Source organism: Sodalis sp. RH20 (genome assembly GCF_047324205.1).
Taxonomy (GTDB): Bacteria; Pseudomonadota; Gammaproteobacteria; order Enterobacterales; family Enterobacteriaceae; genus Acerihabitans.
In genome coordinates this window covers 1,552,163-1,568,747 of record NZ_CP178733.1, presented here as the reverse complement: position 1 = coordinate 1,568,747, position 16,585 = coordinate 1,552,163, and the positions used below count along the sequence as shown (strand labels likewise).

Annotated in this window: 15 protein-coding genes; 10 read left to right on the top strand and 5 right to left on the bottom strand. The window is 59.2% G+C overall.

The window, feature by feature from the left end; genetic code table 11:
- Positions 1-2 precede the first annotated feature (2 nt).
- A complete protein-coding gene (locus ACL2XM_RS07355; protein WP_413732649.1) occupies positions 3-1,151 on the bottom strand; it encodes a sialidase family protein in 1,149 nt (382 codons plus the stop codon).
- A gap of 1,007 nt (positions 1,152-2,158) precedes the next feature.
- Here ACL2XM_RS07355 and ACL2XM_RS07350 point away from each other — a divergent pair.
- From ACL2XM_RS07350 to ACL2XM_RS07335, 4 genes are all read left to right on the top strand, one after another.
- Positions 2,159-3,202 (top strand): LacI family DNA-binding transcriptional regulator, encoded by a 1,044-nt coding sequence (locus tag ACL2XM_RS07350; protein ID WP_410014683.1) that lies wholly within the window; start codon positions 2,159-2,161, stop codon positions 3,200-3,202.
- A 231-nt stretch (positions 3,203-3,433) separates the two neighbouring features.
- Positions 3,434-4,729, top strand: coding sequence for an MFS transporter (locus tag ACL2XM_RS07345; RefSeq protein WP_413733204.1), 1,296 nt, complete (start codon positions 3,434-3,436; stop codon positions 4,727-4,729).
- A gap of 26 nt (positions 4,730-4,755) precedes the next feature.
- Positions 4,756-5,919, top strand: a complete 1,164-nt coding sequence (locus ACL2XM_RS07340; protein WP_413728180.1) for an L-talarate/galactarate dehydratase — start codon at positions 4,756-4,758, stop codon at positions 5,917-5,919.
- A 257-nt stretch (positions 5,920-6,176) separates the two neighbouring features.
- The gene (locus tag ACL2XM_RS07335; protein WP_410014681.1) at positions 6,177-6,524 is read left to right on the top strand and encodes a DUF488 domain-containing protein; all 348 of its coding nucleotides are present in this window, start codon (positions 6,177-6,179) and stop codon (positions 6,522-6,524) included.
- Positions 6,525-6,529: 5 nt separating this feature from the next.
- Here the strand turns inward: ACL2XM_RS07335 and ACL2XM_RS07330 are convergent, their stop codons facing one another.
- Positions 6,530-7,561, bottom strand: coding sequence for an ABC transporter substrate-binding protein (locus ACL2XM_RS07330; protein WP_413732647.1), 1,032 nt, complete (start codon positions 7,559-7,561; stop codon positions 6,530-6,532).
- A 68-nt stretch (positions 7,562-7,629) separates the two neighbouring features.
- Positions 7,630-8,676, bottom strand: coding sequence for an ABC transporter permease (locus tag ACL2XM_RS07325; RefSeq protein ID WP_413728178.1), 1,047 nt, complete (start codon positions 8,674-8,676; stop codon positions 7,630-7,632).
- A 485-nt stretch (positions 8,677-9,161) separates the two neighbouring features.
- Here ACL2XM_RS07325 and ACL2XM_RS07320 point away from each other — a divergent pair, with 485 nt between their 5' ends.
- A complete protein-coding gene (locus tag ACL2XM_RS07320; protein ID WP_413732645.1) occupies positions 9,162-9,980 on the top strand; it encodes an ABC transporter ATP-binding protein in 819 nt (272 codons plus the stop codon).
- An 18-nt stretch (positions 9,981-9,998) separates the two neighbouring features.
- On the opposite strand, the gene ACL2XM_RS07315 is transcribed toward ACL2XM_RS07320, so the two are convergent.
- Both ACL2XM_RS07315 and ACL2XM_RS07310 read right to left on the bottom strand, forming a co-directional pair.
- Positions 9,999-10,589 carry a carboxymuconolactone decarboxylase family protein gene (locus ACL2XM_RS07315; protein WP_413723043.1) on the bottom strand — a complete coding sequence of 197 codons (591 nt, stop codon included), beginning with the start codon at positions 10,587-10,589 and terminating at the stop codon, positions 9,999-10,001.
- Complete coding sequence (locus ACL2XM_RS07310) at positions 10,586-11,950, bottom strand: MFS transporter (RefSeq protein WP_413732643.1); 1,365 nt, start codon at positions 11,948-11,950, stop codon at positions 10,586-10,588. The genes ACL2XM_RS07315 and ACL2XM_RS07310 overlap by 4 nt, the downstream gene beginning before the upstream one ends.
- Before the next feature lie 271 nt (positions 11,951-12,221).
- Here ACL2XM_RS07310 and ACL2XM_RS07305 point away from each other — a divergent pair, with 271 nt between their 5' ends.
- From ACL2XM_RS07305 to ACL2XM_RS07285, 5 genes are read left to right on the top strand one after another with little or no spacing between them, the layout of a single operon-like run.
- Complete coding sequence (locus ACL2XM_RS07305; protein WP_410014676.1) at positions 12,222-12,935, top strand: GntR family transcriptional regulator; 714 nt, start codon at positions 12,222-12,224, stop codon at positions 12,933-12,935.
- The gene (locus tag ACL2XM_RS07300; protein ID WP_413723045.1) at positions 12,932-13,714 is read left to right on the top strand and encodes an ABC transporter ATP-binding protein; all 783 of its coding nucleotides are present in this window, start codon (positions 12,932-12,934) and stop codon (positions 13,712-13,714) included. The genes ACL2XM_RS07305 and ACL2XM_RS07300 overlap by 4 nt, the downstream gene beginning before the upstream one ends.
- A 2-nt stretch (positions 13,715-13,716) precedes the next feature.
- Complete coding sequence (locus tag ACL2XM_RS07295; protein WP_410014674.1) at positions 13,717-14,490, top strand: ABC transporter permease; 774 nt, start codon at positions 13,717-13,719, stop codon at positions 14,488-14,490.
- A 5-nt stretch (positions 14,491-14,495) separates the two neighbouring features.
- Positions 14,496-15,476: an ABC transporter substrate-binding protein gene (locus ACL2XM_RS07290; protein ID WP_410014673.1), complete on the top strand. Its 981-nt coding sequence runs from the start codon at positions 14,496-14,498 to the stop codon at positions 15,474-15,476.
- Positions 15,477-15,489: 13 nt separating this feature from the next.
- Complete coding sequence (locus ACL2XM_RS07285) at positions 15,490-16,506, top strand: quinone oxidoreductase family protein (RefSeq protein ID WP_413732641.1); 1,017 nt, start codon at positions 15,490-15,492, stop codon at positions 16,504-16,506.
- Positions 16,507-16,585 lie beyond the last annotated feature (79 nt).

Here is a 16,585-nt window from a genome sequence, read left to right as displayed (position 1 = left end):
TGCTAAATCACCAGTGACCGAAAGTCTTTGATAATGTGAAATGTGATTAGGTTGGTATATTGCCCATTTTTTGCAAAGCAATCGCCGGATCGCGCCACCAAAAATATGTCCTGTCCTGAAATGACAAAAGAAGGGTAATTCCTGGCGTGATATTCTGTTTCACCTTTGCTGATAACGCTCGCCTGCACCCAATCAATGCAATTGGATGAATAATAAAGCCCTAAAATATTTCTTTGGTTCGACGGTAAATTATACCTTCCCTGCGGCGTGGCGGATAATTTACACATTGAGTCTGTGATTATTGAAGATGCCATCCAATACAAGTGGGTGAGGGTGTCGTATGTGATAAAAAATTTCAGGCTGCCGCCGGGAAACGGGATAAACGATAATAACTTGCCCGACGGCGCGGTAACGACCTGCAGGGCGATACCGCCGTCCCGCTGCTCCACCGCTTTAAGCACCGCGGCATAACCGCTGCCGTTGGTATTGGTGCGCATGATGATGTAAAGCGTTGCATTCGCGGGATCGTGCCAGATATGTTTAGGATCCGTTATTCGGACCACATTCCCCTCAAGCCAGCCTGGCGGGGAGGCGTTGATGGTCGGCATCAGGGATCGTGGACCGGCGGTTTCGGAAGGATAAAAGGGAATACCAAAATTCTCCCCGAAGCTCGCCGCGCAATAGTTGAATTTTTCGTTAAAGGAAAAACCGGTGGAAAATGTCCAGGCCGACCTGTCCAGCAGATTATCACGCCCATTGCCCCGCAGTACGACCGGCGTCAGCCCCGCGACGTTCCAGCCGGATATGCCCAAATCGGTTCTTAAATCCATGCACATATAGATAGCGCCGTTTTCCTGCAATATATTCGTCGCAGAACCATGCCACAATTGATTGCGGGTCAGTGCCGCCGGCGCCGACCACGTCAAGCCGTCGTCCTGCGATCTGATGATATAGAGATCGCCAGCGTTGCCGATAACGTAAAGGCAGCCCTGGCATTCGAACAGCCGCGCGTGCCAGAAGGGAAAGGATCCCTGCTCAGCCCAGTGCCGGCCCTGATCGTTGGAAATAAATATTTTACCTATGCCGCGGCGTTTTGTACGGCTTCCGTTGCTGGCTTCCTGGTTATCCAGGCCGGGGCCACCGAGATCCATGGTCACAACCAGCCTGCCGTTGGTCGTTTTTATTATTGAAGGGGTATAGCACCAAAGCCGGGTTGGATTGTTAGAGCGATAAATAATAAGCCCATTAGAGTCAGTGTTATCCATAGGTCTGCTCCATGCCATAATCGCATCCTTTAGCGCACTTGTTATTACATCCTTATTGCATTATTTGATACATTCTTATTACGCTCGTTGCTGCGCATCAAAGAACGCTTAATAGTTTTATTTATTATTATTGGAAACTATGTTCAAATTAAACACATGTGGAATAATTCATGTGGAATATTTTAATGACGCATCTAAAAGCATTAAATAATATATCTATAACAGCCTACGCGGCGCGCTGATAAAAAATCATCAGCGTCAACCACTCCACTCTGGTACATTTTTCTGGTTAATGTCAATATGTATTGATGAAATATATAAACAGTTACTCAACCCGATTGATTTGATAAGGACATAGCGCCCCGCTCATCCTCATTTTATGATATTGGCGCCATATCTCATTGCCAAAAAAGCGCTCGCGGTAAAGATGCGCAGCGGCTTCGCATACCTTAGCCGTAAAGCAAACGTTGACACTTCCGTCGATAACGGCGCCCAGCACAGGCACCCATAATAAGCGGCATGTTCCCCAACGGCCCGCAGATTGAGCAGAATAAGGGCGGGGAACGCAGTCAGCAGTCCGGTAACACCGGTGGCGCCGGCCCGTCTCAACCATGGCGATGCTTTTATCTTTAAGCGGCAGGCCGCCGACGGTGCTTCAGTGCGCTATTCCAAAATGATTCCAGGGAATGCAAGGGGCTGATAATCTTCAGAAGCAAGCCGCATAATCAGCCCCTGCCGCTGATACTCCCATGGCAATGTGTTACTCTTTTACCGGCAACGCCCAAGGCGCCTTTTATTGCCCAATGATGGCATTGCCATGGCGGCATGCCGGGATCAGGGGTTGGGTAAAGACAGTATTTTGGCGGAAACTGCAGTTAAACAAGACGGTAATTATGGTAAAAAAATCCACTAAAAACGCCGCCAGCGCGTCGGCGCAAAGTCCCACCCTTATCGATGTCGCCAGGATAGCCGGCGTTTCCCCCATCACTGTGTCGCGCGCCCTGAACCGCCCGGAGCTGGTCTCCCCCGCGGCCCAGGAAAAAGTCTTCGCCGCGGTGCGCGCCACCGGCTATGTGCCGAATATGCTGGCGGGAGGGCTTGCCACCAGCAAAAGCCGGCTGATTGCCATTTTTGTCCCCACCATCGCCAACTCCATTTTCGCCGATACCGTGCAGGCGCTGATGGACAGCCTGACCGCCGAGGGTTATCAAACCCTGCTGGGCCTGACGGGCTATTCCAGCGAGCGGGAGGAGCAATTGCTCGACGCCATTCTGGGCCGCCGCCCCGACGGTATCGTGCTGGCGGGCACGCTGCATACCGATGAAAGCCGCGAGAAGCTGCGCAAAGCGGGCATACCGGTGGTGGAGATTTGGGACTTAAGCGACGCGCCCATCGATATGCAGATCGGTTTTTCCCATGAGCAGGTGGGTATCGAGGTGGCGAATCATTTATTCCAGCGCGGCTACCGGCGCTTCTCGCTGCTCACCCTCGAGGACGCGCGTGGCTTGCGCCGCAGCCGCAGCGTGATAGCCGAACTGGCGTCCTGCGGCGTGCAGGACGTTTCCATCGAGATTATGCCTGCTCCCGCCACGCTGGCCTCCGGGCGCGAAGGGTTAACACGCATTCTGGCGCAGCACGGCTTACCCGAAGTTATCGTGTGCAGCTCTGACACCATCGCCGAGGGGGTGCTCGCCGAGGCGGCCAGCCGGGGAATCCGGGTGCCGGATGAGCTGTCGGTCATGGGTTTTGGCGATCTGTCCAGCGCCGCGCAGGTTTTTCCCGCCCTTTCCACCGTCAGGGTGGACGGCGCCAGGATCGGCCTGCTGGTCGCCCAGGCGCTGCTGGTGCGTTTTAACGCTAAAAACCAGGAGCCCGCCCCGCTGCGCATCGACACCGGTTTCAGCCTGATCGAACGCGGCACCACAAAATTAATATGAATTGGCTCACAAATAACAGGTCTTTTTATTGAATGATTGCGCAATCATATTAGCATGATCGGTGTCAGTCATCGGACCTGGTGTTCCTGCGATCGTAAATGATTGCGCAATCATATCGAACCCCATCTCCTTTTTATCTACCCAGCGCCGCCTGGTACCCTACAAAAAGGAAATAACGTGAACAATAACACCGTCCCGGCGAAGACGAATGTTCGCTATTTGATACTCGCGATGATTTTTCTCGTGACCATCTTTAATTATGTTGATCGTGCCACCCTGTCCATCGCCGCGCCCATGTTGCGCAAAGATCTGGGGTTCGACGCCGTGTCGATGGGCATCGCCTTCTCCGCCTTTGGCTGGGCTTACACCGGCATGCAGATTCCAGGCGGCATCATCCTCGATCGTTTCGGCTCGCGCCTGGTGCTGGGCATCAGCCTGATCGCCTGGTCGGTGCTGACCTTTCTGCAGGGTTTTGTCGATATGTTCAGCTCCGCGCTGCTGGCGTTGTTTGTCCTGCGCTTTTTGATGGGCATTGCGGAATCACCGGCCTTCCCCGCCAACAACCGGCTGACGGTGATGTGGTTCCCCGGGCACGAGCGCGGCATGGCCACCGCGGTATTCCAGTCCGCGCAGTACGCCGCGCTGGCGATTTTCACCCCTGTCATGCTATGGCTGCTCAGTACCTGGGGCTGGCAGCATGTGTTTTTCTTTACCGGCGGTACCGGCATCCTGATCGGCCTGCTGTGGTTTTATGTGGTGCGGGACCCGGCCAGGCATAAACGGGTTAATCAGGCGGAGCTGGATTATATCGAAGCTGGCGGCGGCCTGGCGTCCATCGGCGAGACGCCTGCGCCGTTCAGCTGGCGCCAGATCAGGACCATCGGCGCTAATCGCATGATGCTCGGCATCTACCTGGGGCAGTTTTGCCTGACCTCCATCACCTGGTTCTTCCTGACCTGGTTTCCCACCTATCTTATCGAGGCCAAGGGCATGACCATCCTCAAGGTGGGGCTGGCGGCGGCCATCCCGGCGGTGGCCGGCTGTCTTGGCGGTATCGTCGGCGGCGCCTGGTCCGACTGGATGCTGCGCCGCGGTTTCAGCCTGACCGCGGCGCGGAAAACCCCCATTATCTGCGGCCTGTTATTATCCAGCAGCATCGTTATCGCCAACTATGTGCAATCCGTTCCGCTGATCATCGCCGTGATGTCGCTGGCGTTTTTCGCCAAAGGCGTGGGCAACCTCGGCTGGTGCATCGTCGGCGATGTCTCCCCCCGGCACGCCCTGGGCATCAGCGGCGGCATGTTTAACCTGTGCGGCAACCTGGCCAGCATCGTTACCCCCATCGCCATCGGCGTGATAATCAAGCAATTCGGTTCATTTGATTGGGCGCTGGTGTATGTCGCCGCCATGGGCCTGCTCGGCGCCTTCGCCTATCTGGTTATCGTCGGCCGGCTGCGCCGCCTCGACAGCGAGGACGCGGCGACGCCCGGCGCCGGACATTTCGCCGCCGGTGCAAAACAATCCTAACCCCCATCCCTTTCACAGGAGAATGTATGATGTCCATTACCCCATCCACTGCTCAATGCGCGGATAACGATACCATCAGCTGGGTACGCGTTTCCTCGGTATTCCTGCCTCTGGCCAATCCGATAAGCGATGCCAAGGTGCTTACCGGCCGGCAAAAACCCATGACCGAAATCGCCATTTTATTTGCCGAAATCGAAACCCGCGACGGCCATCAAGGGCTGGGTTTCAGTTATTCAAAACGCGCCGGCGGACCCGGCCAGTTCGCCCACGCCGGCGAAATTGCGCCGGTGCTTATCGGCGAGAACCCCAGCGATATCGCCAAACTGTGGGACAAGCTGTGCTGGGCCGGCGCGTCGGTCGGGCGCAGCGGGCTGGCCACCCAGGCCATCGGCGCCTTTGACGTGGCGCTATGGGACCTGAAGGCCAAACGGGCCAACCTGTCGCTGGCGCGTCTGCTGGGCGCGCAGCGCGATTCGGTGCGCTGCTATAACACCTCGGGCGGTTTCTTGCACACGCCCCTCGATCAACTGATGAAAAACACCGATATCTCGCGGGAGAAGGGCATCGGCGGCATCAAGCTGAAAGTCGGCCAGCCCGATTGCGCGCTGGATATTCAGCGGGTCAGCGCCATCCGTAAGCATCTTGGCGACGGCTTCCCGCTGATGGTGGACGCCAACCAGCAGTGGGACCGCCCCACCGCGCAGCGTATGTGCCGCCATTTCGAAGCGCTGAACCTTATCTGGATCGAGGAGCCGCTTGATTGTTACGACGCGGAAGGCCACGCGGCCCTGGCGGCGCAGTTTGACACGCCCATCGCCACCGGCGAGATGCTGACCAGCGTCGCCGAGCATTGGGAATTTATCAAAAACCGCGCGGCGGATTACCTGATGCCCGATGCCCCGAGAGTCGGCGGCATTACGCCATACCTGAAGGTGGCCGCGCTGGCCGAGCATGCCGGCCTGATGATTGCCCCGCATTTCGCCATGGAGCTGCATGTGCACCTCGCGGCGGCTTATCCGACCGAACCCTGGGTGGAGCATTTTGAATGGCTGGAACCGCTGTTTAATGAACGTCTGGCGATCAAGGACGGCCGCATGCTGGTGCCCACCCGTCCCGGCCTTGGCCTGACGCTGAGTGAACAGGTGGCGGCCTGGACCGCGCAGACCCTGGAAGCCGGCCGGCGCGCCTGACGCACGCCATGCTGGTCAGCGCCTTCCTGTCGGCCGCCGGCGGGGTAAAGCAAAAGCGCCGGCCAGGACCCGGGCAGGCTGAAAAACCTTGTTCAGGGATAACGGCATCGCGCGCGCCGCTGTTTAACCGGCGCGGTGATATTGCTTTCGCCGCCGGCGCTGCTGCATGATGGCGGGGCGGCGGGAACGCTGCGCATAATAAGGCATGCGCGGTACGGCACCCAAGGCGATACCGCGCTGGTCGCGACGGAGGCGGGATGATTTATTGCAAACGCGTTTATGAACCGGTTGAACCCGGCGACGGCTACCGGGTATTGGTTGATCGATTGTGGCCGCGCGGGGTGAAAAAAAACGCCCTGCCGATGGATTTATGGTGCAAAGAGGTCGCGCCGTCGCAGGCGTTGCGGCAGGCGTTTCATGCCTCTTTGCTGGACTATGACGGTTTCCGCGCCGCTTACCGCCAGGAGCTGCGGGACAATGAGGCGGCGTGGCGCCCCCTGGCTACGCGCGCCGCCACGGGGGATGTCACGTTACTTTATGCCTCGCGGGATACGCTGCGCAACCACGCCATGGTGCTGGCGGAATTTTTACTCACCGCCGGTTGACGGCGTCACGCGCTTAAAATATCGGGCACCGTTTTATCGATAAACGTGCGGGTATCGGTATCGGCCCGGATGACGTTAATGGTTTTCAGTTCATCCACGTAGGCCGCCAGCTCGGCGCGCAGATGATGGCCGGTGGTGTGGTGGCCGTGGGTATGCTCGGCGAGGATGGCCTTGACCTGCGCCGCGCTGATGGTGCTGGGCAGAAAAGGCGCGAAGATCTCGGCGGTTTCTTCAGGATTATCCACCGCCCACTGCTGGGCGTCGACCACCGCCTGGGTTATCGCCCGGGCGGTCCCGGGGTCGTTGCGCACCAGCGCGCCGCTTAGCGCCAGTACACAGCAGGTGCGATCATGGTAAGCGCCGCTGAGGTTGGTGGCCACCTCGAACAGATCGTCGCGTTCACGGATCAGCCAGCCCTGCGGGTCGGTGGCGGCAATCGCCTGTACCTCGCCCTTGCGCAGCGCCTCGCCGGACAACTGTTCGGGATATTGTACCCAATTGACATCGCTGTCGGGATGGAATCCCTGTTTAGCCAGCTGGATGGCGAAAAAGTTTTTTACCGGGCTTGCCTGGTCGCTTACCGCCACCGCCTTCCCCACCAGATCCCGCACCTGGGTAATGCCGCTGTTTTTGGCGGTGACAAGCCGCATGCAGCCGCCGTGGGTACCCACGGTCAGGGCGACGTCAAACCCCTGCTCCAGGGGTTTTAGCCAGCGCAGCGCCATGCCGATGCCGGCCTCGGCCTGGCCGGTTGACAGCGCGACCAGCGGGGTATCGCCGTCGGTAAAGTTGACCGTTTCCACCTGCAAGCCGTACTTGGTGAAAAACCCCTTTTTATAGGCCACTGAAATCGGCGCCTGGCAAATGCCGGCCTGATGCCAGGCGATGCGCACGGTTTTCAGCGGCGCGGCGACGGGTGCGCCCACGGCCCGGGCCAGGGGTAAGCCGGAGAATAGCCCTCCGCCCAGGGCCACGCCGCCCAATACGCCCGCCGATTGCAAAAAATGCCGTCTTGTAACCTTAATATTCGCCATCATGACTCCCGAAAGAAAATATAAAAAATACGATTTGCGGCGTTATTTATGGGTGCCGAAACCCGCAATAATTACCATTTCACCGCCCCGCTCTGCCAGGCCAGCAAACGATCGCGCACGGCGAACAGCACCGTTATCAAGGTGGAAAATAATAACGCCATCACAATCAGCGCGCCGTACATATTGGAATAAGCGGCCCAACCCTGCGCCCATTGCAAATACCAGCCCAGGCCTGATTTCACTCCCATCATTTCGGCGGCCACCAGTACCGAAAAAGAGGCGCCCAGCCCCATGAACAGGCCGACAAATACATGCGGCAGCGCCGCTGGAATAACCACCCGGGTAATCAGAAACAGGGGTTTGGCGCCCAGGGTGCGTGCCACGTCATAATAACTTTTATCGACGCTCGCCACGCCGGACCAGGTTAATACCGTCACCGGAAACCAGGTGGCCAGGGCAATCAGGAATATCGCCGCCGAAAAGCTGGAAGGAAAGAAATAAAGCGTCAGCGGTAATAATGCCGTTGACGGCACCGGCCCGAGAAACCGTAATATCGGGTGCAGCCAATATCCCAGACTTTTTGAACAGCCGATGGCGACGCCGGTTAAAAATCCGCTCAGGCTGCCGAATAAAAAACCGAAGAACAGCAGACGCAGGGAGTGCAGCAGACTGTCGCCCAGCCGGAGCCAGTCGGTGGCGTAGGCTTCCACCAGCGCATGCGGCGGCGCGAAAAACGGCGCCGGCAGCCACGCCAGCTTGGCGGTCGACACCTCCCAGGCCGCGACAAACAGCGCCAGGGCAAAAAACCATTTACCACCGGACCGGACATGGCGCGTTAGCGGGGCGATAATCAAGCGTAGCAGCGGCAGGCGTTCTCCCAGGGAAAACAATAATAATAACAGGGCGATGCCCGCCGCCAGGGCGTGCGTTTGCGCAATATAAAGCGGGCGGGCAAAACCGACCGGTTTATCCGGCCAGAGGATCATCAGCGCCGCCACCGCGCCCCAGGCGACGGCGGCGCAAAAGCCCATGGTCCAGAACCCCAAGTCCTGCCCTTGCCCTCGCGCAGAGACTGCCGCGGCGGACGAGGCCGCCGGCTCCCATGCCTCGGATGTCATATAACCTCCCGGTAATTTTTGGCGATATAGCCTGGCCGATAAAGAAGCCAAAAAATGAAGGCGACATTATCCGCTGCGGGTATATGCGTTTTTATTCTTTATAAATGCGTTCCCAATGAATATACTCAAATGTGTGTGGCCATAAAGTATATTAATCAAACCCATTCTCATTTAAACCGCCTGGCAGGGGATAAATGTTATTATAACTTAACATTGCCTGTCGATATTTAGCATATTATTAACGTTTTCCTTTGCCGGCTAAAACATTTAATTCAGCAGATGAAGTGACAATATAACTACGCCGCAATTCTTAATAAGTAAATATCATTCTGGAATTAAATATAATTAAAAAGACCATAGGTACGCTTGTGATGGAATTTTTACCGCGTTACGTTAGGGACAGAAAAAAGTGCCGGATATATATGCATAAAGTAATTATCGTTATGCGGCAATAAGCTTTCGCTATTTATTTAAGGAAACAGCATATGACCCTCACCATCAATAAGCCCGACACCCCGCCCACCTTTACGCCGTCAAGCGCCGGCGCCGGTCTGCGACTGGATATAAACCGGGTCAGCCATGGCTTTGATCTTGGCGGCGGGCTATTGCCGGTATTGGAGCAGGTCTCAATCAGCGTGGCGCCCGGCGAATTTATCGCGCTGCTGGGACCGTCGGGCTGCGGCAAATCCACCCTGCTCAGGCTGGTGGCCGGCCTGGAAAATCCGCTTTCCGGCCAACTGCTGGAAGACGGCGAGCCTATTCGGCGGCCCGATCCGGCGCGGGTGGTGGTATTCCAGGATCCCACGCTGTTTCCCTGGCGCACCGTCTGGCAAAACGTGGCGCTGGGCCTGCAGGCGCAGGGATTACTTAACGAACGGGGCCGGCGGCGGGTCGATGGGGTGCTGGAACGCGTGGGGCTGGCGCAGTTTGCCCAGGCCTATCCCCGGCAGCTTTCGGGCGGCATGGCGCAGCGCGCGGCGTTGGCCCGCGCGCTGGTCAACGACCCGCGCCTGCTGATCCTGGACGAACCGCTGGGCAAGCTGGACTCGCTGACGCGCATCCGTATGCAGGGGGAACTGGTCGGCCTGTGGCGGGAAAAGCGCTACAGCGTGCTGATGGTCACCCACGACGTGGAGGAAGCGCTGCTGATGGCCAACCGGGTCGTGGTGTTCGGACCGCGTCCCGCGCGTATCCTGGAAACCATCCCGGTCGCACTGCCCTATCCGCGCAGGCGTAATCATCCCACGCTTATCGCCTTGCGCACCCGGGCCTTGGCGCTGCTGGGGGCCGAAGCCGGCGCCTGACCCGGGCTGCGCGCGGGTTTATTCGAACGCTTTCGCAATGCCCAGCGTATGCGCGTATACCGCTCCGGCCCGGATCACCAACGCCACCGCATACCCCTCCTCCAGCGCCTGCGGCAGCGCCCCGGCCCGCAGCGCCGCCTGGTGAAACGCCAGCCGCAGCCCTTCCCGCTCTTTGGCCAAAGCCACCGCGGCGGCGGCCACATAACGCAGCGTCAACGGCAGCGTCGGTTCCCGCAGCAGGGTATTAACGAAAATAGTGCGGTCATTCTCTACCGGCAGTCCACTCAACGGCGATGATCGCACAACTATCTCGCCGTCCGCGCTAATATCGATATCGACGCCCGGCAGTGTTTCCAGCGCCGCGGTGATATAGGCGGCGGCCAAGACGTCGTTCCTGACGGCGCCCAGCCGGCGCGCCAACCGCGCATGGTGTTCAATACAATAAGCACAGCGCGTCACCTGCGCGACCGCCACCGCCACCAGATGTTTATCCCGGCTGCTTAGCGCCCCATTGTTCCAATGGCTGCGGGACAGGTTTCTGAACGCGGCTGCATGCGGACTGGCGGCCTCAAGCGTCGCCAAAATATCGGCATCATGTTGATGGCTCATGCGAGATCCTCGGCATCTAACGAGACGGCGCCGGCCGGCGCGGCGCGTGCCGCGTTACGGCTATCCCGCACCGGATCTTGCGCGGCAAAGGCGGCAACCAGGCTTAATAAAGCATAAAACGAGATATAGGCGCTGATAAGCCAGGGCGAGCCGTCACCCACCGAAAACAGATAGGTGGCGATAAATGGCGTCAGGCCGCCGGAGATCAGCGTCCCCACCTGATAACCGATGGAGACGCCGCTGTAGCGCACCTCGATGGGGAATTGCTCCGAAAACCAGGCCGCGCCCGGTCCATATATCGCGGCGTCGAACACCGCCAGCGCCACGGCCACTACCAGCGGCAGAAACGTCAGATTGCCGTGGTCCAAAAACCAAAAGAACGGCCAGACCAGAATGCCGATGCCCAGGATGCCGAAGACCGCCGGCGCGCGGCGGCCGATTTTGTCGAAGAGCAGCGCCCAGAAAGGCGTGGCGATAATCGCCGCCGCGGAACCGACCAGAACGGCGGTCAACGCCATGGTGGCGTCGCCGCGTTTTAATACCAGGTAGCTCAGCGCGTACGTGGTTAGGATGGCATACATCGCCGGCTGCGCCAGGCGTAATCCGATAGTGACCAGCAACCCGCGCGGATGCCGGCGGATCGCCTGCGCCACGGGAAAGCGCTGTATTTTCCCGTCGGCCTTGGCGCGCAAAAAAGCCTCGGGTTCGTCAATACGCAGGCGGACGAAAATACCGATGCCGATAAGCACGATGCTGAACAAAAAAGGCAGCCGCCAACCCCAGGCGGCAAAGGCGTCCGCGCTGATCGACGCCCTGACGATAAGAAACGTGCCCGACGCCAGCAGCATGCCGGCCGCCGAGCCGATTTGCGTGAAAGAGCCTAAAAATCCCCGGTTTTTCGGCGTGGCGTGCTCGACCGACAGCAGCGAGGCGCCGCCCCATTCCGCCCCCGTCGCGATACCCTGCAGCAACCGCAGCAAGACCAGCAGGACGGTGGCCCACAGTCCGGCGACGGCATAAGTAGGCAATAACCCGGTCAGCAGCGTCGCGACGCCCATTAAAACCAGGGAGGAGACCAGCACCCGTTTGCGCCCGACCCGATCGCCGAAATGGCCGGCAATGATACCGCCCAGCGGGCGCGCAAAAAAGCCCACGCCATAAGCGGCAAAAGATCCCAACAGACCGGATAGCGGATTGGATGAAGGCGGAAAAAAGGTATGACTGAAAATCAACGCCGCGGCGGTACTGTAAATATAAAAATCATACCATTCTACGGTGGTGCCGATAAACGCGGCAAACGCCACTTTACGGCTTCGGCTTCGGTTCCGGCCGGCGCCGGGCAGGTCAACATAATGCGTCATTTTAATACCCCTTTAGCTTGCGTCTTAATACTAAAGCGGCAGGCGGCCCGGGCCGTCAAATAACATTCATTGCTGACGATAGCCGATATTTATCTGAAGTCCCGCCATGGGTCGGCGCGATATTGTGAGCTGCTCAGATTAGCTTATTTTCGGCATAAGATATCACTTTTTCATATTGGATCACCGCGCTTAACTCATCCTACACTGCGGTTTATTAAGCGCCCCAGAGTTAATCAGTGAGCAGCTCACAAGCAGAGGAAGAGACGGTCACATGCCATTATTAAGCAAGACAGCGGATTTACCCCTGGGTGATGTCGCCTATAACCGCATCAGGCACGACATTCTTTGCTGCCGCCTGCTCCCGGGCTCCATGATTACCGAACCGGAGCTGATGGAAAATTATGCCATCGGCAAAAGCAGTTGCCGCGTGGCGCTGGCGAGGCTGTGCCATGAGCATCTGGTTGAATCGCGTCCGCGCAAAGGGTACCGCATCGCGCCGATTACCGTGCAGGACGTCGAGGAGATTTTCACCCTGCGCGTCCAGCTGGAACCGCTGGCGGCGCGGCTGGCGGTAGGCCGTGTCGATATCCAGGAACTGCGCGAGCTGGAGGCGGCCTGCCGTGTGGAGCTGCATGCGCCGTTGCCGGAACAGATCGATGTTTTTATGAACGCCAACAAGCGCTTTCACCTGGCCATCGCCCGGGCGTCGGGCAATAACCACCTGATCCGCACCCTGTCGAGCCTGATGGACGAAATGTCGCGGCTGGTGGCGCTGGGCTTTAACGTGCAGAAAACCAAACCCGAGATCAAGCACGATCATAACGCCATGATTCAGGCGTTTATCGATGGCGATGCCCGGCGGGTGGAGACCATCGCACGCCGCCATATCGAGACCTTCCAGGTGATGACGATGGAAAAGGTCTACGCCACGCTCAGCAAAGGCGGCGCGATCCTGCCGATCCTCGAGCGGAGCATGTCCTTATGAACCCGCCATTGATGACGTTGGCGGCGCGGTCCCAGGATGCCGCGGCGGGGGAAATTATCCGCGCCGAAGGCATCGGCAAGCGTTTCGGCCAGCTGCGGGTATTGGACAATATTTCCCTGGCGGTACGCGAGGGGGAAATCCTCGCCCTGCTCGGCGCCTCGGGATGCGGCAAAAGCACCCTGCTCAATATCCTCTCCGGATTGCTGACCCCCGACGAGGGCGATGTCTTTATCCAGGGCCAGTCCGCCGCCCGCTTCGACCATTGGGAGAAAGTGGCCTATCTGTTCCAGGAGGACCGCCTGCTGCCCTGGCGCAGCGTGCAGCAAAACGTTAATTTCGGGCTGGAGAATACCCGGCTGACGCGCGCCGAGCGCGCGGCAAAGGTCGACGACGCGCTGCGGCTGGTGGGGCTGCATGATTTTCGCCACGCCTGGCCGCATCAGCTCTCCGGCGGTATGCGCAGCCGGGTGGCCCTGGCGCGCAGCCTGGTGGTGGAGCCGGAAATTTTATTGATGGACGAGCCCTTTTCCAAGCTCGATCCGCAAACGCGCGGCGTGATGCATAACGAACTGCTGCGTATCCAGCAGTTGAAAGGCGTTACCGTGGTGATGGTCACCCATGACGTGGAAGAGGCGGTGGTGCTGGCCGATCGGGTAGTACTGCTCAAACCCAACCCCGGCCGTATTCATAAAATCATCGAGATGTCGCTGCCCCATCCCCGCGTGCCCACCGAGCGCGCGGTTGCGGAACAGTCGCGCCTGTTAAGGCTGGAGGTGTGAACATGAAATCATCCGCATCCTGGATTACGCTTATCGGCCAGCGCCTGGTGCTGCTTGCCCTGTTCCTGGTTATCTGGTGGCTGGCGTCCCAGCGCATGCCGTCGTTCGTGCTGCCGGGACCGCTGAAGACCTGGCAGGCGCTGGAAGCCTTGTGGCATGGCGATTCCCTGCTGCACGATATCGGCATTACCTTCTCACGTGTCTTGTCCGGGTTTCTGCTGGCGACGCTGGTGGGCACGGTATTCGGCCTGGCGCTCGGCGCCAGCCGGCTGCTGGCGCAGTTCTTCGAACCCCTGCTGGCGGTGTTCAATACCGTCTCGTCGGCCATTTGGGCGATATTCGCCATTATCTGGTTCGGCATTTCCGGCGCCACCACCATCTTTGTGGTGTTCATGACCGCCATGCCGCTGATCCTGACCAACGTCTGGCAGGGCGCGCAAACCGTGGATGCGCAGTATGTGGAGCTGGCGCGCAGTTTTCGCATGGGCCGCTGGCAAACGCTCTTCAAGATCTACCTGCCGACCATCCTGCCCTATTTTTTCTCCGGCGCCCGGCTGGCCTTCGGCTTTGGCTGGCGGGTGTCGCTGGTGGCCGAAACCCTCGGCGCCTCGGACGGTATCGGCTACCGTCTGCGCCAGGCCGGGGATCTGGTGCAAACCGATCAGGTGTTCGCCTGGACCTTACTGCTGGTGGCCATGATGCTGTTGCTCGAAGGAGGGCTGCTCAAGCCGCTGGAACGTCATCTTTTCCGCTGGAAACAACGCACACAGGAATAATCGTTATGAAAAAGATATTGATGGCGGCTGCGCTGGCCGCCGGCACGCTGCTGGCCATGGGTTCCCAGGCGGCGGAAAAAGTCCGCATCGGCTACTGGACCAGCGGCGTCAGCCTGGGGTACGGCGCGGTGCTGGAAAGCCGGGATTTCCTGGCTAAACGCGGTATCGACGCTGAATTTATCCATTTTCCCGATGTCAACGCCCCCATCAAGGCGCTGGCCTCGGGATCGATAGACCTGGCCTTCGGCGCGCCGCTGGCGGGCGTGTTCAGCACCGCGTCAGAAGGCGTGCCGATCAAAATTTTCGCCGCCACCCAGCCGGCCGACGTGCAGTTCGTGGTGCCGGCCGGTTCGCCGATAACCAGCCTGGCGCAGCTACAGGGTAAAAAAGTCGGCATGTCGCCGGCCGGATCGTCGGTGGCGGTTATCGCCAGCACCATTTTGCAGCAGAACTACGCTATCAAGCCGGCGGATTTCTCGCTGATTGGCGGCAATGAATCGCGCCTGGCGCAGTTCCTGGCGCAAAAGCAGGTGGACGCCGCGGCCCTGCGCTCGCTGACCATCAGCCAGCTTGACGAACTGAAGGTGACCTCCATCGGCAGCTTTGCCGGCGAATGGAAAAAGCTGACCCATACCGATGCCCTGCCCTATATCGGCGTCGGCGCGGTGCGCGCCGATCTGATTAACCAGCATCCCGACACCGTGGCGCGGGTCATTGCCGCGCTGCGCGATACCCTGGCCTGGGGCAAGGCGAATCCCGACGCCGTGGTGGCCATTTTGCAAAAACAGGCCAACCTGCCGCAAAAAGACGCGCAGGTCTACATGAGCCGCTGGGACAGCATGAACCGTATCGAGTTCGAGCCGGCGGATATCGACACCCTGAAGCGCGAACATCAGGTCTTTGTCGCCAGCGGCGCCATCAAGGGCGACCTGGACGACAGCCTGTTCGATAACCGCCCCTACCTGGCCGCCAAATCCATCAAGTAATCAGGAGCAATCTGTGAGTAACGTTATGAAAGCCTTAATTCTGGAGCAGCACGGCGACCTCGACCAACTGCGGGTGGTGAACGACAAGCCGCGTCCCGTTGCCGCGGCCGGCCATGTGGTGGTGCGCGTCGGCGCGTCGTCCTTTAATTACCACGATGTGTTTACCGTCAAGGGCATGCCCGGCATCAAGGTGCCGCTGCCGGTGGTGATCGGCTTGGATCTGGCGGGCACCATTACCGAACTGGGCGCGGGCGTCGAGGGCTGGTCCGTTGGCGATCGGGTGCTGGTCAATCCGTTAAAGCCCGGCGTCGGCCTGATGGGTGAAATGACCGACGGCGGCATGGCCGAATATGCCGCGGTGGACGCGCTGCAGCTTATCAGGCTTCCGGCCGGCGTCGGCTTTGCACAGGCCGCCGCGCTGCCGGTGGCCTACGGCACCGCCCACCGCATGCTGATAACCCATAATACCGTCAAAAAAGGCGACCGGGTGCTGATCCTGGGCGCCAGCGGCGGCGTGGGCACCGCCTGCGTGATCCTGGCCAAGCATCTGGGCGCCGAGGTCATCGCCTGTGCCGGCAGCGAGGAAAAAGCCCAGGCGCTGAAAACCCTCGGCGCCGATCATGTGGTCAATTACCGTGAAACGGATTTTTCAAAATGGGCCATCGGCCAGTACGGCAAGCCACAGCGCCGCACCACGGAAGGCGGCGTCGATGTGGTGATCAACTTTACCGGCGGCGATACCTGGCGCCCCTCCCTGAAGTGTCTGAAACGCGGGGGCATCCTGCTGGTGTGCGGCGCCACCGCCGGCTACGACCCGCAGGAAGACCTGCGTTATGTCTGGAGCTTCGAGCTGACCATCAAGGGTTCCAACAGCTTCTATCGCGACAACCTCGAAGACCTGCTGTCGATGATCGCCGACGGCCGTATCGATCCGGTTATCGACCGGGTCTTGCCCCTGGAACAGGCGGCGGAAGGCCTGCGCCTGATTCGCGATCGCGAGGTGCTGGGCAAAGTGATCGTCGCGCCGTAACGCCGCGCGCGACCCGGCCGGCCGGGGTCAGTTTATGGCCCCGCGCCGTCCGGCCGTTTTGTTTGCAGACTGCATGCTA

What these genes read in the sequence shown, in the direction of transcription:
- ACL2XM_RS07290 (WP_410014673.1), top strand. Translation starts at nt 14,496, where the DNA reads ATGAAAAAGATATTGATGGCGGCTGCGCTGGCCGCCGGCACGCTGCTG.
- ACL2XM_RS07345 (WP_413733204.1), top strand. Translation starts at nt 3,434, where the DNA reads ATGATTTTTCTCGTGACCATCTTTAATTATGTTGATCGTGCCACCCTG.
- ACL2XM_RS07350 (WP_410014683.1), top strand. Translation starts at nt 2,159, where the DNA reads ATGGTAAAAAAATCCACTAAAAACGCCGCCAGCGCGTCGGCGCAAAGT.
- ACL2XM_RS07315 (WP_413723043.1), bottom strand. Translation starts at nt 10,589, where the DNA reads ATGAGCCATCAACATGATGCCGATATTTTGGCGACGCTTGAGGCCGCC.
- ACL2XM_RS07310 (WP_413732643.1), bottom strand. Translation starts at nt 11,950, where the DNA reads ATGACGCATTATGTTGACCTGCCCGGCGCCGGCCGGAACCGAAGCCGA.
- ACL2XM_RS07330 (WP_413732647.1), bottom strand. Translation starts at nt 7,561, where the DNA reads ATGATGGCGAATATTAAGGTTACAAGACGGCATTTTTTGCAATCGGCG.
- ACL2XM_RS07340 (WP_413728180.1), top strand. Translation starts at nt 4,756, where the DNA reads ATGATGTCCATTACCCCATCCACTGCTCAATGCGCGGATAACGATACC.
- ACL2XM_RS07355 (WP_413732649.1), bottom strand. Translation starts at nt 1,151, where the DNA reads ATGGATCTCGGTGGCCCCGGCCTGGATAACCAGGAAGCCAGCAACGGA.
- ACL2XM_RS07295 (WP_410014674.1), top strand. Translation starts at nt 13,717, where the DNA reads ATGAAATCATCCGCATCCTGGATTACGCTTATCGGCCAGCGCCTGGTG.
- ACL2XM_RS07335 (WP_410014681.1), top strand. Translation starts at nt 6,177, where the DNA reads ATGATTTATTGCAAACGCGTTTATGAACCGGTTGAACCCGGCGACGGC.
- ACL2XM_RS07320 (WP_413732645.1), top strand. Translation starts at nt 9,162, where the DNA reads ATGACCCTCACCATCAATAAGCCCGACACCCCGCCCACCTTTACGCCG.
- ACL2XM_RS07305 (WP_410014676.1), top strand. Translation starts at nt 12,222, where the DNA reads ATGCCATTATTAAGCAAGACAGCGGATTTACCCCTGGGTGATGTCGCC.
- ACL2XM_RS07325 (WP_413728178.1), bottom strand. Translation starts at nt 8,676, where the DNA reads ATGACATCCGAGGCATGGGAGCCGGCGGCCTCGTCCGCCGCGGCAGTC.
- ACL2XM_RS07300 (WP_413723045.1), top strand. Translation starts at nt 12,932, where the DNA reads ATGAACCCGCCATTGATGACGTTGGCGGCGCGGTCCCAGGATGCCGCG.